A 16030-nucleotide genomic window follows, 5' to 3' on the forward strand; every position below is an offset into this window, starting at 1 on the left:
TAGGGTGGCCACGAGGCCTCCGGTATCGGGTTTTTCTTGGTCGTTAAACCACCTACCGGAGGCCTCACACGTTAACGATCAAGACACGCCGGACCACCCCGAACCAGACTTCGAAACAGGCCCTAGGTCGGGCAGGGCGCGCACAGGTCGACACCGGCAGGTTCGGCTGTGCTGCGCGGTTGCTCAGTTTCCCCGACATTCGAGGGTTTCCGGCCGCTATGACCCCGCGGCACACCGGCCCTGGCGAAGCGGAATCAACGGATCTCGACAGCAGACGAACCGCACGCGGCCTCACCATCCGCCCTCACCGGCCACCACTAATGCCCAACAGCACTGGACGTACCATGCGCACCACCACACTTGCTCGCCTGACCACCGTGGTCGCCGCCGCAGCCGTGGCTCTTGCGGCCGCCCCGGCCGTCGCCCGCGCCGACCCCGACAGCCGCGCAAACTCCGACAACAGTCCCGGCGCTGTCGCCGGCAACGCCATCGCGGTGCCCGCCAACGTGGTGGCCAACGTCTGCGCTGTCGCCGATGTCGTGAAGGTGCTGGCGCTGGACACCAGCGCGTGCACCGACACCACAGACCAGCTCGAGGAGACCAGCGATTCCGCCGCCGACTACGTCGAGCACACCCTCAAATAGCAGGCATCGCCGGACCCCAGCCCACATTTCAGCGTCACCGACATCCCGAACCGCCGCTCACCAGCACGCCGCGCGGCGAGGCCGGGCGAGACGCCGGGCCATCTGCACGACGGCCGCCTCAGGCGCAGGTAGCCGGCATGCGGTACGGCTATTTGAGGTTGTGTTCGACGAACCCGCTGGCGGCCTCGCCGGTCTCCTCAACGTCGTCAGCGGTCTCCTTGCAGAGCCCGTTGGCGTTCACGGCATCGAAGGAGAGCAGGTCGACCACGTCGGGGATGTCTGAGGCGATGTTGTTGCCACAGACGTTCACAGGCACGTGGGTGACTGTTTGGATGGCGTTGCCGGCGACCGCGCCGAGGCTGTCGTCGTCGGCGTGGGCGGCGGTGGTCAGTGCGGCCAGCAGGGCCAGGCCGACGGCGACCGCGATCAGGGCGGCGGCCAGGCGGACGAGGGCGGTAGGCATGACTCTCCGGCGGTAACAGACGCAAGGTGCGGATGCTGCTTTCCAGGCGCGTCCAAGGCGACATGATCGTGGTGTCGCGTCGCGGCCAATGTGCAGGCCGGCCCGTGGGCGGGTCGCGGTCAATGCGGTCATTTCAGGAGGCCGACGGCCGCCTCCGCGCTTTCCCCAACGTCATCTGCGGTCTCCCTGCAGGTGTTCGCCTTGAGGAGGATGGGGTCAGCCAGCCTTTGTGGGAGCATGACGAGAGGGCTGCGTGTGCAGACGTCCTTGACCACGTTGGTAGGCACGGCGACGGCTTTGCGGGCGACCTTGTAGACATCGGTTCCGGCGACGGCAGGGGTTGGCGCAGTAGCCATGCTCGCAGCGGCCACGGCGGCTGCGGTAGCGATTGTCACGATGGTGATCTGCCGGGCGAGTGTGGCGGCGGGCATGGGCTTTCCCCAGATTCGGGTACAGGAGGCCGCAAAAGGCCGGTTGCGCCGGATGGTCAAAAGCGCAGGGTGCTGAGGATGCCGCCGAGGGTGGAGGACTTGTCGGTGTCGGTCTTGACCAGTTTCTGGCCGAGCATGACGGCGGCGCCGCACGTGCTGCCGTGCACTTCGGCGCCGGGCGACAGCAGCACGGTGTGGCCGCATTCGGCGGTGGGCGTGGATTCGGGGTCGTTGTCGGCGCGCGCGCTGCCCGCGGCCGCGGCGGTGACGGCGAACGCCGCCATGGTGAGCACGGCGGTGAACACGGACTTGACCATGACGCGGTGACCTTCCGGCAGCGGCCGCGGGCGGACCGTGAGGAGATCGGACGATGATGATCAACCAATCTAACGATCGGCGCCCGCAAGATCACTGATGGTGATCAGCGTGTTGGGTCTCGAAGCCGAGTTGCGCCTGCCCTTTGCGCGTGGCCACGGTCGCGGGTGGGCGGTCGAGTCCGATCAACGGAGCCGGTCGTATGCGAGATCTAGCCGAGCTCGCGTTCGAGGTAGCGGCTGGCGGCCTCACCGGTGTCGTCGAGGTCGTCAGCGGTGGCGCAGACGGCGCCGGCCGCGAAATTGAGCGCGCTGACGACGTCGATGGTGTTACCGCAGACGTTCGCAGGTAGCCGGGTGGGTACTTGGACGAGGTTGCCGGCGACGGTGCCGGGGCCGTCGGCGCGGGCGGCCCTGGCCGGAGCGGCCGGCAGCGCCAGGCCGACGGCGGCCGCGATCAGGGTGGTGGCCAGGCGCGTTCGGGCGGCGAGTCGACGGTGGCGCACGGCGGCGTCAGCGGCTGTGCGAGTCACGGGCGTAGGCGCGGTGGTGGGCATGGCGTGGTTCTCCAGGTGCGGGCGGACCTCAGGAGACAGACAATGATGATCAACCAATCTAACGACCGGCATCAACTAAATCACTGACGGTGATCAGCGGAGGTCGTGGCATCGCGCTCCAGAACGGCGGCAGTGCGCACTCTTGGTGGCGCTACCGGCTTCGGAGTGCTATCGCTGCGAGCACCGTTGCGTGGCACCTGGAAGCCCGCCTGGCTTTGCCGGTGCGAAGTTCTCACCGGCATAGCCACCCGCCGCCGGCACTAGCCCTTGACGTGCCTGCCGCTTATGCGTGGTCACGGTCAAGGTGGGCGGGCGAGCCTGACCAACGGGGCCGGTCGCGCGCAGCGGCTAACGGAGCTCGCGCTCGAGGAGGCGGCTGGCGGCCTTACCAGTGTCGTCGATGCCATCAGCGACGGGGAGTTCACCGATGCCGGTGGGGGAGAAGAGGCGAGGTACGCCGGTGGGTAGTTGGACGAGATTGCCGGCGACGGTACCGAGGCCGTCGGCACGGGCGGCGGTGGCCGGACCGGCCGGCAGCGCCAGGCCGATGCTGGCCGCGATCAGGGTGGCGGTCAGGCGTGGCCGGGTGACGGGGCGGCGGTGGCGGACCAACGCGCAGGCGGCTGTGGGGGTCACGGGCGTGGGCATGATCCCGCGGGTGCGGCGCGGCGGCGTACGCGAGGTGAGTCGTAGGGACGTGACCATGCGCGGTGACCTTCCAGAGCGGCCCGGCAGAGCGCGGAAACAAGAAGATCACACTAACAACGAGCCCAGCAGAGATCACTAACGGTGATCGGGGTGTCGCGGCGCCGGAAGGCCGCAGGCACACCGATCCGCTGGCACTGCCCGCCGCCCGCTGACGTCGGCGTCGCCCCGGGTCGAACGCCGCGCGAGGCAACGCTGTCCTGCCGGCCGGTCACCCCTGATCGCAGCCGCGACACCCGACCTGGGAGATCATCAGAAGACACAGCGGGCGGTCAGGCTGGTGAAGGCGCCGGAGGGCAATTTCCGCAGGTCAGCGGCGCGCGCAAGTTTCGTACAGACCCCAGAAGGCAATTCAGTGAACGCACAGAACTCTCAGTGATCGGAGCCGTTGATGCACACCACGCGTACCCTGCTGGTGGCGCTGGCCGCCACCGCAGTGACCCTGACCGCTCTCGCCGCGCCGGCCCACGCCGACACCGGGCAACTGCTCAACAGCGTCCTCAGTCTCCCGGTGGCCCTGACCAAGTCCATCGGGCTCTGACCGACTCTGGCGTCGTGGAGCACGACACGCTGACACGCGATGCCGCCGGTCGTGTGCTCGCGTGCGGTCGCTTCGGGCGCCTGAGGAGATCAACGCCTCATCGCGTCGCCGCGGCCCAGCATGGGGCTTCCCGATGCGCAGCAGCGTTGGTGAACCGGACGAGCAGCGAGGGACCATCGCTGGCCAACGCCGCGAAGACCACCCCTCCTCATCCGGGCGTCGGTGCAGTCAGCAGCTGAAGTTCGGGTCGGGTGTAGGCAGCAACTCAGAATGGGTCGGTCGGCTCGATGCCGACCCGGGCGCCGTACACGACCCGCGTCGTCGCGTGAGCCAGGTGGGCCAAATGCTCGAAGGTTCCCTTCCACATAGCCGCGAGCGATGATGGCGGTCAGCGCGGTGTCGCCGGTCGCCTCGGCCACCCGGGCCATCCATGCGGTCTCGCGGGTGGGCAGCGGGGTGGTGAAGATCCACCGTGCTCGGCGATCAACTCGGCCAGCGTCTGGACCGGCCGATCGGGCGGGCGATGCCGGGCAACGTGCGGATGCGTTTGCGGCGAGTACACCTACGCGTAGGCCGTCAGCTTCACACCAGCCACTTCATACCAAGGCACCGCACGACCGCAATCGAAACCGCAGCTGGGCGCCGCCGCTGCTGTTGCGCCGCACCCGGTGCGGACCCGGAACCAGGTCCCATTGGGCGGGGTCGGCAGGGGTGAAGCGCACCGAGTCGCCGTCGGGCCGGGCTCCGATCACCCGATAGGTGCCTTCGATCACCAGCATCGGCATGACTGCCTCCCCCGTAGCCCCCGGTCTCGACCTGAGTGTCGGTCCGCAATCACGCGATCACTCTTGGGTGGTGTTCGCTCAGCGTACGGCTGCGCCCGGCCCCGGGCCACGCGGTCGGCATGTCCGGATTTGGCCCTGGCCGGCGCAGCATGTCGTGGGCGTGGCCAGGTGCACAGTGACGTGCCGCCCCGTTGCTCTTCTTTCCGTGGTCTGCGGCGGGACGCATCACCTCCGCCGGCACCTGCATCACCGCGGCGAACACCAAGGCCAAAAAGAACATCACCCTCAACGACTGGCAGATCGATCTGTCCACCGGCTCGGTGACGGCGACACTGAACAACCAAGACCCACTCAAGCTGGGCACCTTCGACCGCGTCCCGTTCAACGACAAAACCGTCGACGCCAAGCATCACCGCTTCGGCTTCGCAGGGGCGGTCACCATGACCAGCGCGGCGCGGCCAAGCTCAACACCCTGTGCGGCACGACCGCCTTCACCGCCAGCCATCTGCTGGACATCGACGCAGACGCTACCTACCAAGATCCCGACAACGTCACCGGCAACCTCGACAACAAGCAATGGAAGGGGCTGCTCGGGCTGAACGTCATGGGAATCCTCTAGAGGTACCAGGGAGTCCAGCAGTCATCAGCGGCAGACGCCAGCACAGGCGCTCCACCACGCCGCCCACGCGTGCCGGACGCCGCCGAATGGTGATCTTGGCCAGGAACGGCTGACGTTCTCGTGAGTTTCGTTGACCTGCAAGGCTATTTCTCGTCCCGGGTCGGCGCAGCCGGGTTCCCGGGCCCGGGTGGGAGACTGCCAACACCGCAGGGGCGGCAAGCACCCCTTGCCTGATCGCCCTGCGACCGCCTCCCGGGCTGCGCCAGGTCCACCTTGGCGCAGCCCGGGCTCGGCCACATGGAGCACCGGCCGGTCGTTGGCGTCAGTCCGGCGCGGCCATGGCGAGTTGCTCAAGGCCACGGCGACCTCACCTTCACGGGATATCACGGTCCGAACTTGCATGACTACTGTCAGTCAGCGACGTGTGAGGTCGAGGGCAGGCGCGGAGGCGGGCAGTTCCGCTGGCCGCGGCTTGGCTACGGGCCTCTCCCCATGAGGCGGTGGAGGCGCCGCCAGTAGGAGGTTCACACCATGACAGACAACGCGATCACCATGCCGGTGCTGGCCGCTCCGGTCGAGCGTGTCATCACCGGCGCTGCCGTCGCCGACGCCGCTGGCGTCGAGCAGTGCGCGGATGGCTACCGCTGGGCCCCGTTCGCGGACGACGGCGACGAGTAGCCGATCCCCGGGGGTGAGCGCCTGCGCCTGGCGGGCGCTCACCTCCCTCGGCAAGCCGAGGCAAGACGCTCCAGCTACCTGCGGGAAGGCGTGTGATGGGCGAGGTCGCGGCGATCGCGGGCATGGCCCGGTTGTGGCGGCTGACCACGGGCGATGACCGGATCGCGGTGGCCGTGGTGGACGGGCTGGTGGATGAGGCGCATCCGGTCTTCGCCGGGGCCAGGCTCACCCAGCTGCGCGAGGTGTGGCCGGGCGGTTCGGCGGTTGATCGGGCGGCCGCGCACGGCACCGCGGTGGCCAGTGTGCTGTTCGCCCGGCACGGCGCAGCCCGATCGGGCGTGGCTGGTGTGGCGGGGGTGGCGCCGGGGTGCCGGGCGATCAGCGTGCCGGTCTTCACCAGCGGGCGGCGCGCCGCCCAACTGGATCTGGCCCGCGCCATCGACCTGGCCTTGGACGCCGGCGCCCAGGTGATCAACATCAGCGGCGGGCAGCTCGCCGGCCCGGACGAGGCCGAGGACGCGCTGGCGCGTGCGGTCCGCCGCTGCCGTGAGGCCGGGGTGCTGGTGGTGGCCGCCGCCGGCAACGACGGCTGCCGGTGCGATCATGTGCCCGCCTCGCTGCCCGGCGTGCTGGCGGTCGGCGCCTGCGACGACGCCGGACGGCCGCTGTCGATGAGCAACTTCGGACCAGGCAGCCGGCATCAGGGCCTGCTCGCCCCCGGCCACGACATCCCGGTCGCGGTGCCGGGCGGCGCCGCCACGACGATGAGCGGCACCAGCCTGGCCGCTCCGATCGTGACCGGCGTCGCCGCGCTGCTGGCCAGCCTGCACCTGCGCCACGGGCGCAAGCCCGACCTGCTGGCGATCGGCGACCTGCTTCGCGCCACCGCCGACCCCTGCGACCCCTCCACCAGCCGACACACCGGCCACACCGACGACGGCCCCAACCAGAGCCAGGACACCGGCCGGGACACGGGCCAGGACACGGTCTGCGCGCGGTATCTGACCGGAACCCTCAACATCACGAAAGCGGTGACAGCTGTGACCAGCACGTCCTCTTCCGCCTCCATCACCTCGACGACCGCTGCCCCGGTCTCCCCGGTGGCGGATGCCGGCCGGCAGGCCGCGCTGGAGCCTGGACTGGTGCCCGCGGCGGGTGAGGCCGGGTGCGGCTGCGGCACCGAGCCCGCCGCGGCAGCAGCCACCCCGCCCGCTCCGGCTCCGCCAGCCCTCGTTCCGTCGGCCCCCGTGCCAGCTGCCGCGGCCGGCTGGCGGGAGGGTGGGGTGAGCCCGTCGGCCGGGCCGCAGCCTGCCGCGGCGCGGCGGTTGGTGTACGCGCTGGGCACGCTCGGGTATGACTTCGGCACCGAGGCCCGCCGCGACACCTTCAAGCAGCTCATGCCCCCGGTGGAGGTGGACGGCGTGGCGCTGCCGGGCAATCCCTACGATGCGCGGCAGATGGTGGACTACCTGCGCGAGCACCCCTCGGAGGCTACGCCGCTGATCTGGACGCTGAACCTGGACCTGACCCCGATCTATGCGATCGAGCCGGTCGGCGGGTACGGGCCCGGGGTGTACGAGCGGCTGACGGCGTTCCTGGACCGCCAGCTCAAGGCCGACGACGACACCGACTTCGTCGACCGCATCTCAGTGCCCGGCACCCTACCGGGCCGCACCGCCAAGCTGTTCAACGGCCAGCACGTCCCGGTGATCGAGATCAACCTGACCCGCGGCCTGTACGGCTGGTCGGTCGCCAGCCTCGCGCACGCCGTCGCCGAATGCGACGTGCCCGCCCACAACAAGGCCGGCGCCGCGCCCGATCAGGACCGCCTGGAGGCCGCGGTCGCCGACTTCCTCCAGCGCATCTACTACGACCTGCGCAACTTCGGCGCCACCAGCCGCGACCGGGCCCTGAACTTCGCCGCCACCAACGCCGTGCAGGCCCGCCAGACCCTGGCCGAGGCCCTCGGCAAGGGCATGGCCCTGGGGGACATCGAAACCGAGAAGAGCCCCTACGGCCGGCCCGACAGCGACTGCTGGGACGTCAAACTGCGCTTCTTCGACCCCGACAACAGCAGGCGGGCCAAGCGCGTCTACCGCTTCACCATCGACGTCAAGGACGTGCTGCCGGTCACGCTCGGCCCCGTCCGCTCCTGGCCCGAAGCCTGACCCCGAAGGGAAGGAGAAACGCGCTCATGTCCCTGCTGCCGCCCCAGCCGCCGCCCGTACGCCGCGACCTGATGATCGCCCCGCACACCACCATCAGCCTGCAGCCGCGCACCCCCACCCACCTGAGCCGCGCACGCGACCGGCTGCTGTTCAACGCCAACATCAACGATCCCGCCGCCTACAACCCGCCCACCTACGAGCAGGCCAAACTGTCGGCCCGGTAACCCCGGCCCCGGCATTCCCAGGCCCCAGGAGCGCCCGCCCCATGCCCCACACCACCCCGACCACGCCGCCGGAGGAGGAGGCCGCCGCCCGGCATCAGGAGGACCCGGCCGGCCCCGGCCCCGCCGCGATACCCCACGCCCGCTACCCCGGCCAGGCGGTACCCGGCATCGACGCCCTATGGCAGCACACCCTCGGCCACCCCGACGTCATCATCGGCGTCGTCGACGGCCCACCCGACCTCACCCACCCCTGCCTGGACACCGCACACGTACAGACACGCGATCCGTGGTGGCTGCCCCCCACCCCAGCCGACGACCAGGCAGCCCAGCACGGCACCTTCACCGCCAGCGTGCTGACCGGCCGACACGGCAGCGTCCTGCCCGGCCTGGCCCCCCACTGCCGCGCAGTGTTCGTCACCGACCCGGCCGACGAAGACAACCCGCCCGACCCCCTGTCGGCCGCCCACGCCATCGAAGAACTGGTCGAGGCCGGCGCCGCCGTCATCCAGTACACGCCGGCCCACCACACCGCCTCCGACGACGCCCACCCCCTGCTCAAACGCGCCATCACCCACGCCCTGCAAGCAGGCGTGCTCATCACCGCACCCGCCGGCAACGACTACGGCGCCTGCGCCATCGCCCCCGCCCTGCTGCCCGGCGTGCTCGCCGTCGGCGCGCACCGCGCCGACGGCGCCATGTTCTACTTCAGCAACCACGGCCCCGCCTACACCGGCCACGGCTTGGTCACCCTCGGCGAAGCGGTGCTCGGCGCCACCCCCGGCGACGGCGGCATCAAACCCCGCAAGGGCACCTGCACCGCCGTCGCCCTGACCACCGGCATCGCCGCACTACTGATCAGCCTGCAACACCACTTCGGCCAGCACCCCGACCCGCTCGCCATCGGCGACGCGCTACTGGCCACCGCCCGCCCCTGCACCCGCGACCAGGCCCACGGCCGGCCCGAACGCTGCCTGAACGGCTACCTCGACCTGCCCGCCGCCACCGCACACCTGTTCCACGCCCTTGCGCCCCTCCAGCCCGCACCCGGACCGGCAGCACAGCCCTAACCGCAACCCCACGGGCCGGCGCTCGGGGTCGCGCCGCTGCACGCCTGCGCCGTCAAACGGTGCCCCACCGTGGCCAGGAACCGGCGCCGCTCCGCCCGCAACACCGACAGATCCAGCCGATGCGCGTCCATCCCGCGCAGGAACTCCAGCTTGGCGATCTCGGCCTTCACCGCCGTCGGCGAGGCCTCCACCGGGCCCTTGCCCAACCACCGCAGCCGGGGCATCCCCCGATCGCCGCGTCCACCACCAGCAGCCCGTCCGGCCCGGCGCGGCGCTCATCGGTGAACTCGCGGGCCAGCCGGTCGAAGGTCTCCCGCCGCGCCACCTCACGGGCGTGCGCGACCCGCCTCACCACCGACACCGGACCTGGCCGGATCACCTTCGCCGAGATCAGGTACTCGCACGCCAGCCGGAACAGCAACGCCGGGGAGTCGTGCTGCCACCACCAAGGCTCCGAGCTCCTCAGGTCCCGACGGCGTTCTACCCGTTCGGGCGCTGCCGGGCGTTGCGGGCTTTCAGCTCGGCCAGCTCGGGGCACAGCGGCTCACCGCGGCCCGCGCGAGCGGCGACAATCTCCATGCGGCGGCTGGCCAGCAGGTACACCGGATGGTTCCCGGCATCCGGGCCGTGCTGGAAGGCCTCCCAGTCGACCGGGCGGCCGGACGCCCGCCAGATCGCGGCCGCCAGCGGCAGTTCGGTGTCGGTGGCGAGATCGAGCTTGTCGTTGTTCGACACCTTCACCGCGGCTTCCCACGCCAGCTGGTCGATGCGGGCGTCGGCGCGAGGGTCGGGGCCGGGCTGCAACGTGCCGTCGTCGTTGATCCCCGGGTCGCCCTGCGGTGAGGGCGGCTCGCTCGGCTGAGCGCCGGGGTCCTGCGCTGCGGTGAGGGCGGCCTCGGTCTTTTCGGTGGCGGCGTCGAGTTCGGCCTGCATCTCCATCATCGAGTGCAGCGTGCCGCGCATCATCATCACGCCGCCGAACAGCGCCAGCTCGGGCTTGCGCAGCTGACCGGCGGCCAAGGCATCCATGAGGTCGGCGTCGATGCTGGCCTGCAGCCGGACGGCGGCCTCGTACACCACCTCCCTCGCGCCGTCCTGGAGTGCGGCGTCCAGCTCGACCAGTGCCGGCGCGAAGTCCTCGGTCGCCTCAAGCCGATCAGGTTCAGCCTCCGGCGCGTCGCGCAGAACCGCCTTGCACGCGCTGGACAGGTCGTCCCAGAGCTGATGCATCTTGAGGATGGCGGTCCGCTGCGGCTCGGGAATGTCGGTCAGGACCTCGTCACGGTCGGGCCAGGGCCGCGGATCGTCGGGTTCTGGGGGCGGAGTCGTGCCGAGCGTTGTGAACTGCCCGGCGCCCAGGTGTCCGATCGCGGCGCGCAGTTCGTCGTAGCGGGCCCAGTCGCGCGCCACCTTCGTGTCGCGTAGCGTCCAGCCGAGCCCCGAGTTGTAGTGCGCCGTCGCGGTGGCGACGAGTTCGTCCAGGTTCTGCCCGTACAGCGCAGGCACCACCACGACGTGGCGGCCGGTTCCCTCGCGCGCGGCCTCGGCGGCGCGGAGCTTCAGAGCGTCTCTCTCGCGGTCACGGATGCCGGGCTTAGTCGGGTCGTCGCCGCCTTCGATGGGCAGATCAAGGACGTAGAAGCCGGGCCGGTCGTCCAACAGGTGCGCGGTGACACCGAAGTCGGCGGCGGGCAGCGCGGTGACGAGCTGCTCGGCCACCTGGCTCGGCCACCTGGCGGTTGTCGTCGCCATCACCGAGCTTGATCGCGGCGGTGACGCGCAGGAGGTATGTGGCCATCACACGCCGCCGAACGGCTCGGCCAGGCCGTCGCCGAGGGACTCGCGGCAGTTCGCGGTCTGGTCCTCGCTGTCCATGCGCGCTCCCCAATTTGGGCCGGTTTCGAAGGGATCCCCAGCCTAGTCAGCCCCCGGCCGGCGCCTGGGACGAATCACGCAGGCCCGGCCGCCTCGCCACCCGCCCAGCCTCATCCTCCCTTGAGCGGTCAGCACAGCGTCGCCGGGCTCATGTACCGGACCTGCCGTCATGGCTGGCGTATCGTCGTCGGTCACGACCGGTTCGGTACACCATGATCGGGGGCCGGATGCCTGACGAGCCAGGCCACAGCCGCCAGCACGCCAGCGCGGCGTTGTCCGAAGGGCTGTCCGAGCCGTCGACGAACCGGCGGCACGCGGCACAGGCGCAGAACCGGTCACCCGACAGCCAACTCCCGCCCGGCGCGGCAATCTCGAACTCGGTGACCGGGTAGTAGACGACCGGATCCGGCGCTGCGCAAAAGTCGCACAGCAGTGTGCCCTTGGGAGCCAGGCTGATCCCGAACGGCTCCATCTCGCGGCCACGCGCGATCGCCTTGGCTCGCGCGGTATCGGCCGCAGCGAGCAGCTCGGCCACCCTGCCCAGCTCCGCGCCACCTTCGGCGCGGGCGTAGTCCAGCAGCCGCCTGGCCTCGTCCTGGTCGCCATCGCGGCGCGCCGCGAACACCCGTTGCAGGACCGAGTTCAGCCAGGGGCCGTCGCTCGGGTCCACCTCGATGCGGTCGGTCATCACGCCACTATCCCGCAAGCTCCGTGCAGGATGCGCCGAGCCGGTCGTCAAGACCGACGGCTGTGCACCCCGCGCCGCAGAGAGGGCAGAATGCCGTCACTGTCGCGTCTTGTGCCCGTTGGCGCGACAGCGGTGGCGAGATGAACCGCCGCTCCTACGTGCTGCTGGGGCGCTATCTGAGGTTCGGCTTGGGCTACCACCTGCTCGTCCCGGTGATGAGCGCCGTCGTCCTGGTCCTCTACCTGGCGTTCGGCGAGGGGTTGGACCTGGCCTTCCTGGTGACGCTCGTCGTCCTCTACAGCCCCATGTTCCTGCATTCCATCTTCAACTGGAGCCTTCCCCTCTATCGACTCCAACGCGAACGCCCAGGCCATGCCGTTTATCTCGGCACCGATTCTGGAGTTCTCACAGCCTCTCCAAGGCCGTGCGACGACCGGGACATGATCCCGGGATCACGGAATCCCGGGACTGCGCAGTCCCGGGATTCCGCACGCCTCATCGCTGCTCACGGCCGGATCGGGTACCGGGCCGGCAGGGTGCGCGGCGCGTCCGGTGTGGTGACGGCCTGGCCCTGGCCGCCGCCGCGCCCGGACTGCACAGCGCCGACTCGCTCGCCTGGTCGGTCGACGGGCTTCAGTGGCGGGCTGTCTTCGATCCGCTCATCCAGGGGTTCAGGAGTTCCCAGAAGGTTCCGAGGGGGGAGCGAACGAGCTGCACAGATCGAAGGCGATGTTGCTGATGAGGGTGCAGAGCTCTCCTCCGGGCGGGGCCGGCTGGGCGGGACCCGCCGCGGCGGCGTGCGCGTGCGCGGGGATCGTGGCGGCGGCGACGGTAGCGCCGACCAGTGTGGCCAAGGCAAGCAGGCGGGACAGGGTACGCATCATGGCCCGGTTCCTACCCCTGCCATGGGCGGTCCGGTGCAGCGCGCGAAGCTCCTCTCACCGCCGGTACCACTTCTGTTACCGCACTCACTCAGGCATCCACGACTTCCGGTCGGCGACGGCGGCAAGGGCGGCAACGGCGGCGGCACCTCGGCGGGCTCCTCGGCGCCAAGCTCGGCGGCGTGGACCTGCTCCGGGTGATGGGGCCGGCGCCGGGGCGGCCGATGCAGCGCGCCCGACAACAGGTGTGGCTGTGGCACTACGGCAACGGCGCGGGCTGGCGGATGGGCCTGAACGATCCGCGCTGACCCGGGTTGTGGCGGGGCTCAGGCGGCGGGGTTGCCGGCGTTCTCGGGCCAGTCGCACACCAGCAGGATCGGGTTGAAGTGCAGGTTTGCGGGACAGCGCTTCAGGTAGGCGATGCCGTGGTCGCAGTGGTAGAAGCTGTGCGGATCGTCGGGGTTGGCGAACAGGCCTTGAACCCGCGGGCACGGAGACGCCGGTCCCGCCGCGGCGGCAGATGCGGCGGTGTGCGCCAGGACCGGCCCGGCGAGCAGGGTGGTGAGGACCACCCCCACCTTCCACTTAGTGTAGTTGGACATATACTCAGCGTATAAGGTGCATTGGTCGGTGAAAACCCCCGCCCCCGGGGCTCATCGAGGCCGGTCGCCGGTTACTGGCCGGTAATGGCACAGATTCCGTGCACTGTGCGGCTCGGGGTTGGCGTCCACCGCGACCCGGCCCGGCGGTTTGCAGCAGCCGAAGGTGGCCGGCAAGACAATTGATTACTCAGAGTCGTCGAATAGATACTTTGCGTTGTTGCGGTGGTGTGTGCCGCCGTGTCACCCCCAAGGGAGCTGATGCCTGGTGTCTCGTCGTCTTCTGCTGATCGGCGCCGCCGCGGCCCTGCTCGTGCCGGCCGTACCCGCCCACGCCCAGACCGCCTCCCAGACCACCACCCCAGCTCAGACGCGGCGGTCCGAGACGTGCACCGGCAGCCAGGACAGCCGGGGCACCGAGGGCAGGAGCGCGGTGTGGAACATGTGCCTGCAAAGCGAAGGCTCACACGCCCGCCTCGACGTCGAGTGCTGGGGCGGAGCGGTCCTGTGGGACCGCACCCGATGCAGAGCCAAGGGCGACTTCGAGATTCGCAAGAACAACGAGGTCATCAAGGCCGGCAGCTACGACAGCACCAGCGACGCCGATGGCTACCTGCGCCTGGTCGACCGGTTCGCCTTCAACTGCCAGGGCGCCGGCGACTACACCTTCGCCATCAACGGGTACTTCACCTTCACCGCTGGCGGGCATGTCCGCATGCCCCAAGAGCGCAGCACGGTCACCACCCACATGTGCTGACCCCGCCACCAACCCCGTCCCCCGACCGTCCACCGTCGATGGCTCAGCGGTGCCGGTCTGGGGGCCGGTCAGGGGGGTGCCGCCTAAAGGTGGATGGCAGGGCAGCGTCAGCGCCCCGGCCACCTACACTCAGGTCGTCATCGCGACCGGAACCCGCCTGGTGTTCGTCGCAGGGCAGGAACCTGAGGATCGGAATGGCGATCTGGTCGGCCGGGGTGACTTGGCGGCCCAGGCGCACCAGGTGTTCGCCAACGTTGGCCGGGCGCTGGCCGCGGCGGGCGCCCGGCCCGAACAGGTCACCAAGCTCATCATCTACGTGGTCGGACACAGGCGGGAGTACCTGCCGGTGATCGAGAAGGCGAGGGTGGTGCTGTTCGGAGACCATAAGCCGGCCGATGCACTGATCGGCATCCAGACACTGTCCGATCCCGAATACCTCATCGAGGTTGAAGCGATCGCGGTTATCGACGACTAGCACCACGCAGGAAATGCCCGGTTGGCCAGGGAACCATGGAAGCTGGCACGCCACCTTTTGGTGCGGAGAAGGACCTGTTCACGGCGTCCAGTTCCGAGACTGGCCAACGGTACAGCTCGATGAGGGCGACTCGCTCTGGCAAGGGAGTTCAGGCCCACCGCTGGAGTTTCCCGTCCGACCAGCCCACCCGGCTGGTCTTCGTGACGGCTCAACATCGCAAACAAACGGGTCGTAGCGCGGCACCACAGGAGCATCCCACGAAGTGGCCAAGCGGCAGCTCTTCGATAGATCAAGTGGCGGGCCTGGACCGGTGCGCCATGGCGGGGCGTGCGATGGCGCTGATGGGCGGCCGAGTGGGATGGAGAACGCGTCGCTGAGCTCGCACCTGCTCGGCGCGGTCATCCCTGCCAGGCCAGGCCGTAGGCCAGAAACCGTAGCGGGCTCTCGCGGCAGGGCGGCGACCATCTCGTCGAGCAGCATCTGCTCACTGGGGCAGCCAGTACATCTCAGTTGACCGACAGCGAGTAGCGGCGCTTTTCCTGCCCCTGGGCGCCGAGGCGATCGTAGAACCTGATGGCGCCTTCGTTCCATGCAGGAGTCTGCCACTGCACTTGGTCGAGGCCCAGCGCGCGTGCCTCCGCCAGCACCGCCTCTACGAGCATCGGGCCCAGCCGTAGTCCACGGTAGCCGTCACGCAGGAACAGGCAGTCCATGTGGAGATATTCAGCACCGCTCCACGTGGCCAGCTCGGATGCGCATGAGGCGTATCCGACGATCTCGCCGTCCGCCGACTCGGCGACGAAGCAGCGCAAGCGCGCAGCCGTCGGCCCGAACAGCAGTTTCTTCAACCGCTGGGCAAGATCCGCGGGCGGTGGCGGTGCCTTCTCGTAGGCGGCATGCTCGGCTGCCAGAAGGGCGACGTGCGGTAGATCGGCAGGGCGTGCATGCCGTACCCGGGTCGGAAGGCCCGTCATCGCACTTGGCCTTCCAATAGGTCATCGCGCCAAACCGCCAGCCGTTCTTCGAGCGAGCCGTCTCCGTCCAGCACGTGCCGGCTGAAGGCGTCCCGCTCGTGGGCCAACACCGCGGCCTCCCAGACGCAGGGGGCCAGGCCCGACCGGCCGGGCCTCAACCCGCCGACGTCACCGGCCGGCCCGGTGAAGATCGCGAGATCGGACATGTAGCCCTCGGTCCAGGTGTGCACGAGCACGTAGTCGCCGTCGCCACCGGCGTGCACCAGCAGCACCGACAATCCCAACGAACCCCGCAGGTATGCCGATGCCAGGTAGTCGCACGCGATTCGCAGCGCCGCCTGCCCTTCCTGGCTGGTCACGACCCGGCCGGGAGCCTCGATCGCGTACGACTTGACCAGATGCCCGGCGGCCTGGGACATGCCGAGCGAGCGCACGGTCCGCCCGTGGTGTCCCTCGGCAAGCGCACGCAAAGCGTCCAGATTCCCAAGGGGCAGAGACTGCGCGCAGGTGGCCGCATCGTCAATGATCACGCGGCAATGATCGCATCACCTTTGCCAGCTCCGCCCCTGCCCTGCCCGTGGCCCC

23 protein-coding genes are annotated in these 16030 nt (G+C 69.8%); 10 read left to right on the forward strand and 13 right to left on the reverse strand.

Annotated elements, in window-relative coordinates; all coding sequences use genetic code 11:
- Positions 1–344: 344 nt before the first annotated feature.
- Positions 345–644 (forward strand): chaplin family protein, encoded by a 300-nt coding sequence (locus ABD333_RS45275; RefSeq protein WP_344549112.1) that lies wholly within the window; start codon positions 345–347, stop codon positions 642–644.
- A 148-nt stretch (positions 645–792) separates the two neighbouring features.
- On the opposite strand, the gene ABD333_RS45280 is transcribed toward ABD333_RS45275, so the two are convergent.
- From ABD333_RS45280 to ABD333_RS45300, 5 genes are all read right to left on the reverse strand, one after another.
- Positions 793–1107, reverse strand: coding sequence for a chaplin family protein (locus ABD333_RS45280; RefSeq protein WP_344549113.1), 315 nt, complete (start codon positions 1105–1107; stop codon positions 793–795).
- Between the two features lie 128 nt (positions 1108–1235).
- Complete coding sequence (locus ABD333_RS45285; protein ID WP_344549114.1) at positions 1236–1538, reverse strand: hypothetical protein; 303 nt, start codon at positions 1536–1538, stop codon at positions 1236–1238.
- A 56-nt stretch (positions 1539–1594) separates the two neighbouring features.
- Positions 1595–1855 carry a hypothetical protein gene (locus ABD333_RS45290; RefSeq protein ID WP_344549115.1) on the reverse strand — a complete coding sequence of 87 codons (261 nt, stop codon included), beginning with the start codon at positions 1853–1855 and terminating at the stop codon, positions 1595–1597.
- Between the two features lie 209 nt (positions 1856–2064).
- A complete protein-coding gene (locus tag ABD333_RS45295; protein WP_344549116.1) occupies positions 2065–2385 on the reverse strand; it encodes a chaplin in 321 nt (106 codons plus the stop codon).
- Positions 2386–2757: 372 nt separating this feature from the next.
- Positions 2758–3114 carry a hypothetical protein gene (locus ABD333_RS45300; protein WP_344549117.1) on the reverse strand — a complete coding sequence of 119 codons (357 nt, stop codon included), beginning with the start codon at positions 3112–3114 and terminating at the stop codon, positions 2758–2760.
- 391 nt (positions 3115–3505) lie between these two features.
- On the opposite strand from ABD333_RS45300, the gene ABD333_RS45305 reads away from it, so the two are divergent.
- Positions 3506–3655: a hypothetical protein gene (locus tag ABD333_RS45305; protein ID WP_344549118.1), complete on the forward strand. Its 150-nt coding sequence runs from the start codon at positions 3506–3508 to the stop codon at positions 3653–3655.
- Positions 3656–4251: 596 nt separating this feature from the next.
- Here ABD333_RS45305 and ABD333_RS45310 read toward each other — a convergent pair.
- The gene (locus ABD333_RS45310; protein WP_344549119.1) at positions 4252–4440 is read right to left on the reverse strand and encodes a hypothetical protein; all 189 of its coding nucleotides are present in this window, start codon (positions 4438–4440) and stop codon (positions 4252–4254) included.
- A gap of 191 nt (positions 4441–4631) precedes the next feature.
- Here ABD333_RS45310 and ABD333_RS45315 point away from each other — a divergent pair, with 191 nt between their 5' ends.
- From ABD333_RS45315 to ABD333_RS45335, 5 genes are all read left to right on the forward strand, one after another.
- The gene (locus tag ABD333_RS45315; RefSeq protein ID WP_344549120.1) at positions 4632–5039 is read left to right on the forward strand and encodes a hypothetical protein; all 408 of its coding nucleotides are present in this window, start codon (positions 4632–4634) and stop codon (positions 5037–5039) included.
- A 551-nt stretch (positions 5040–5590) separates the two neighbouring features.
- Entirely contained in the window at positions 5591–5737 is a 147-nt protein-coding gene (locus tag ABD333_RS45320; protein ID WP_344549121.1) for a hypothetical protein, read from the forward strand.
- A 95-nt stretch (positions 5738–5832) separates the two neighbouring features.
- Complete coding sequence (locus ABD333_RS45325; protein ID WP_344549122.1) at positions 5833–7905, forward strand: PatA/PatG family cyanobactin maturation protease; 2073 nt, start codon at positions 5833–5835, stop codon at positions 7903–7905.
- Between the two features lie 26 nt (positions 7906–7931).
- Entirely contained in the window at positions 7932–8129 is a 198-nt protein-coding gene (locus ABD333_RS45330; RefSeq protein WP_344549123.1) for a hypothetical protein, read from the forward strand.
- Positions 8130–8170: 41 nt separating this feature from the next.
- Entirely contained in the window at positions 8171–9196 is a 1026-nt protein-coding gene (locus ABD333_RS45335) for a S8 family serine peptidase (RefSeq protein ID WP_344549124.1), read from the forward strand.
- On the opposite strand, the gene ABD333_RS45340 is transcribed toward ABD333_RS45335, so the two are convergent.
- From ABD333_RS45340 to ABD333_RS45355, 4 genes are all read right to left on the reverse strand, one after another.
- Positions 9193–9420, reverse strand: a complete 228-nt coding sequence (locus ABD333_RS45340) for a hypothetical protein (protein ID WP_344549125.1) — start codon at positions 9418–9420, stop codon at positions 9193–9195. The two genes, ABD333_RS45335 and ABD333_RS45340, sit on opposite strands and share 4 nt — an antisense overlap.
- A gap of 256 nt (positions 9421–9676) precedes the next feature.
- Entirely contained in the window at positions 9677–10948 is a 1272-nt protein-coding gene (locus ABD333_RS45345; RefSeq protein WP_344549126.1) for a hypothetical protein, read from the reverse strand.
- Positions 10949–11219: 271 nt separating this feature from the next.
- On the reverse strand, positions 11220–11759 hold the full coding sequence (locus tag ABD333_RS45350; RefSeq protein WP_344549127.1) for a hypothetical protein: 540 nt from the start codon (positions 11757–11759) through the stop codon (positions 11220–11222).
- A gap of 671 nt (positions 11760–12430) precedes the next feature.
- Positions 12431–12643: a hypothetical protein gene (locus ABD333_RS45355; protein WP_344549128.1), complete on the reverse strand. Its 213-nt coding sequence runs from the start codon at positions 12641–12643 to the stop codon at positions 12431–12433.
- A gap of 179 nt (positions 12644–12822) precedes the next feature.
- Between ABD333_RS45355 and ABD333_RS45360 the strand changes: the two genes are divergently transcribed.
- Positions 12823–12948: a hypothetical protein gene (locus ABD333_RS45360; RefSeq protein ID WP_344549129.1), complete on the forward strand. Its 126-nt coding sequence runs from the start codon at positions 12823–12825 to the stop codon at positions 12946–12948.
- An 18-nt stretch (positions 12949–12966) separates the two neighbouring features.
- On the opposite strand, the gene ABD333_RS45365 is transcribed toward ABD333_RS45360, so the two are convergent.
- Positions 12967–13242, reverse strand: coding sequence for a carbohydrate-binding module family 14 protein (locus ABD333_RS45365; protein WP_344549130.1), 276 nt, complete (start codon positions 13240–13242; stop codon positions 12967–12969).
- A 265-nt stretch (positions 13243–13507) separates the two neighbouring features.
- Here ABD333_RS45365 and ABD333_RS45370 point away from each other — a divergent pair, with 265 nt between their 5' ends.
- Complete coding sequence (locus tag ABD333_RS45370) at positions 13508–13996, forward strand: hypothetical protein (protein WP_344549131.1); 489 nt, start codon at positions 13508–13510, stop codon at positions 13994–13996.
- A gap of 49 nt (positions 13997–14045) precedes the next feature.
- Positions 14046–14471: a RidA family protein gene (locus ABD333_RS45375; RefSeq protein WP_344549132.1), complete on the forward strand. Its 426-nt coding sequence runs from the start codon at positions 14046–14048 to the stop codon at positions 14469–14471.
- A 506-nt stretch (positions 14472–14977) separates the two neighbouring features.
- Here ABD333_RS45375 and ABD333_RS45380 read toward each other — a convergent pair.
- Entirely contained in the window at positions 14978–15445 is a 468-nt protein-coding gene (locus ABD333_RS45380; protein ID WP_344549133.1) for a GNAT family N-acetyltransferase, read from the reverse strand.
- The gene (locus ABD333_RS45385) at positions 15442–15975 is read right to left on the reverse strand and encodes a hypothetical protein (RefSeq protein ID WP_344549134.1); all 534 of its coding nucleotides are present in this window, start codon (positions 15973–15975) and stop codon (positions 15442–15444) included. The genes ABD333_RS45380 and ABD333_RS45385 overlap by 4 nt, the downstream gene beginning before the upstream one ends.
- Between the last annotated feature and the right edge of the window lie 55 nt (positions 15976–16030).

Source organism: Actinomadura fulvescens (genome assembly GCF_039533225.1).
Lineage (GTDB): Bacteria > Actinomycetota > Actinomycetes > Streptosporangiales > Streptosporangiaceae > Spirillospora > Spirillospora fulvescens.

Bases quoted from the DNA above. Each gene is read 5' to 3' on its own strand.
- ABD333_RS45290 (WP_344549115.1), bottom strand. From the start codon at position 1,855: ATGGTCAAGTCCGTGTTCACCGCCGTGCTCACCATGGCGGCGTTCGCC.
- ABD333_RS45325 (WP_344549122.1), top strand. From the start codon at position 5,833: ATGGGCGAGGTCGCGGCGATCGCGGGCATGGCCCGGTTGTGGCGGCTG.
- ABD333_RS45305 (WP_344549118.1), top strand. From the start codon at position 3,506: ATGCACACCACGCGTACCCTGCTGGTGGCGCTGGCCGCCACCGCAGTG.
- ABD333_RS45310 (WP_344549119.1), bottom strand. From the start codon at position 4,440: ATGCCGATGCTGGTGATCGAAGGCACCTATCGGGTGATCGGAGCCCGG.
- ABD333_RS45280 (WP_344549113.1), bottom strand. From the start codon at position 1,107: ATGCCTACCGCCCTCGTCCGCCTGGCCGCCGCCCTGATCGCGGTCGCC.
- ABD333_RS45350 (WP_344549127.1), bottom strand. From the start codon at position 11,759: ATGACCGACCGCATCGAGGTGGACCCGAGCGACGGCCCCTGGCTGAAC.
- ABD333_RS45365 (WP_344549130.1), bottom strand. From the start codon at position 13,242: ATGTCCAACTACACTAAGTGGAAGGTGGGGGTGGTCCTCACCACCCTG.
- ABD333_RS45275 (WP_344549112.1), top strand. From the start codon at position 345: ATGCGCACCACCACACTTGCTCGCCTGACCACCGTGGTCGCCGCCGCA.
- ABD333_RS45285 (WP_344549114.1), bottom strand. From the start codon at position 1,538: ATGCCCGCCGCCACACTCGCCCGGCAGATCACCATCGTGACAATCGCT.
- ABD333_RS45380 (WP_344549133.1), bottom strand. From the start codon at position 15,445: ATGACGGGCCTTCCGACCCGGGTACGGCATGCACGCCCTGCCGATCTA.
- ABD333_RS45345 (WP_344549126.1), bottom strand. From the start codon at position 10,948: ATGGCGACGACAACCGCCAGGTGGCCGAGCCAGGTGGCCGAGCAGCTC.
- ABD333_RS45335 (WP_344549124.1), top strand. From the start codon at position 8,171: ATGCCCCACACCACCCCGACCACGCCGCCGGAGGAGGAGGCCGCCGCC.
- ABD333_RS45300 (WP_344549117.1), bottom strand. From the start codon at position 3,114: ATGGTCACGTCCCTACGACTCACCTCGCGTACGCCGCCGCGCCGCACC.
- ABD333_RS45340 (WP_344549125.1), bottom strand. From the start codon at position 9,420: ATGCCCCGGCTGCGGTGGTTGGGCAAGGGCCCGGTGGAGGCCTCGCCG.
- ABD333_RS45330 (WP_344549123.1), top strand. From the start codon at position 7,932: ATGTCCCTGCTGCCGCCCCAGCCGCCGCCCGTACGCCGCGACCTGATG.
- ABD333_RS45320 (WP_344549121.1), top strand. From the start codon at position 5,591: ATGACAGACAACGCGATCACCATGCCGGTGCTGGCCGCTCCGGTCGAG.
- ABD333_RS45355 (WP_344549128.1), bottom strand. From the start codon at position 12,643: ATGATGCGTACCCTGTCCCGCCTGCTTGCCTTGGCCACACTGGTCGGC.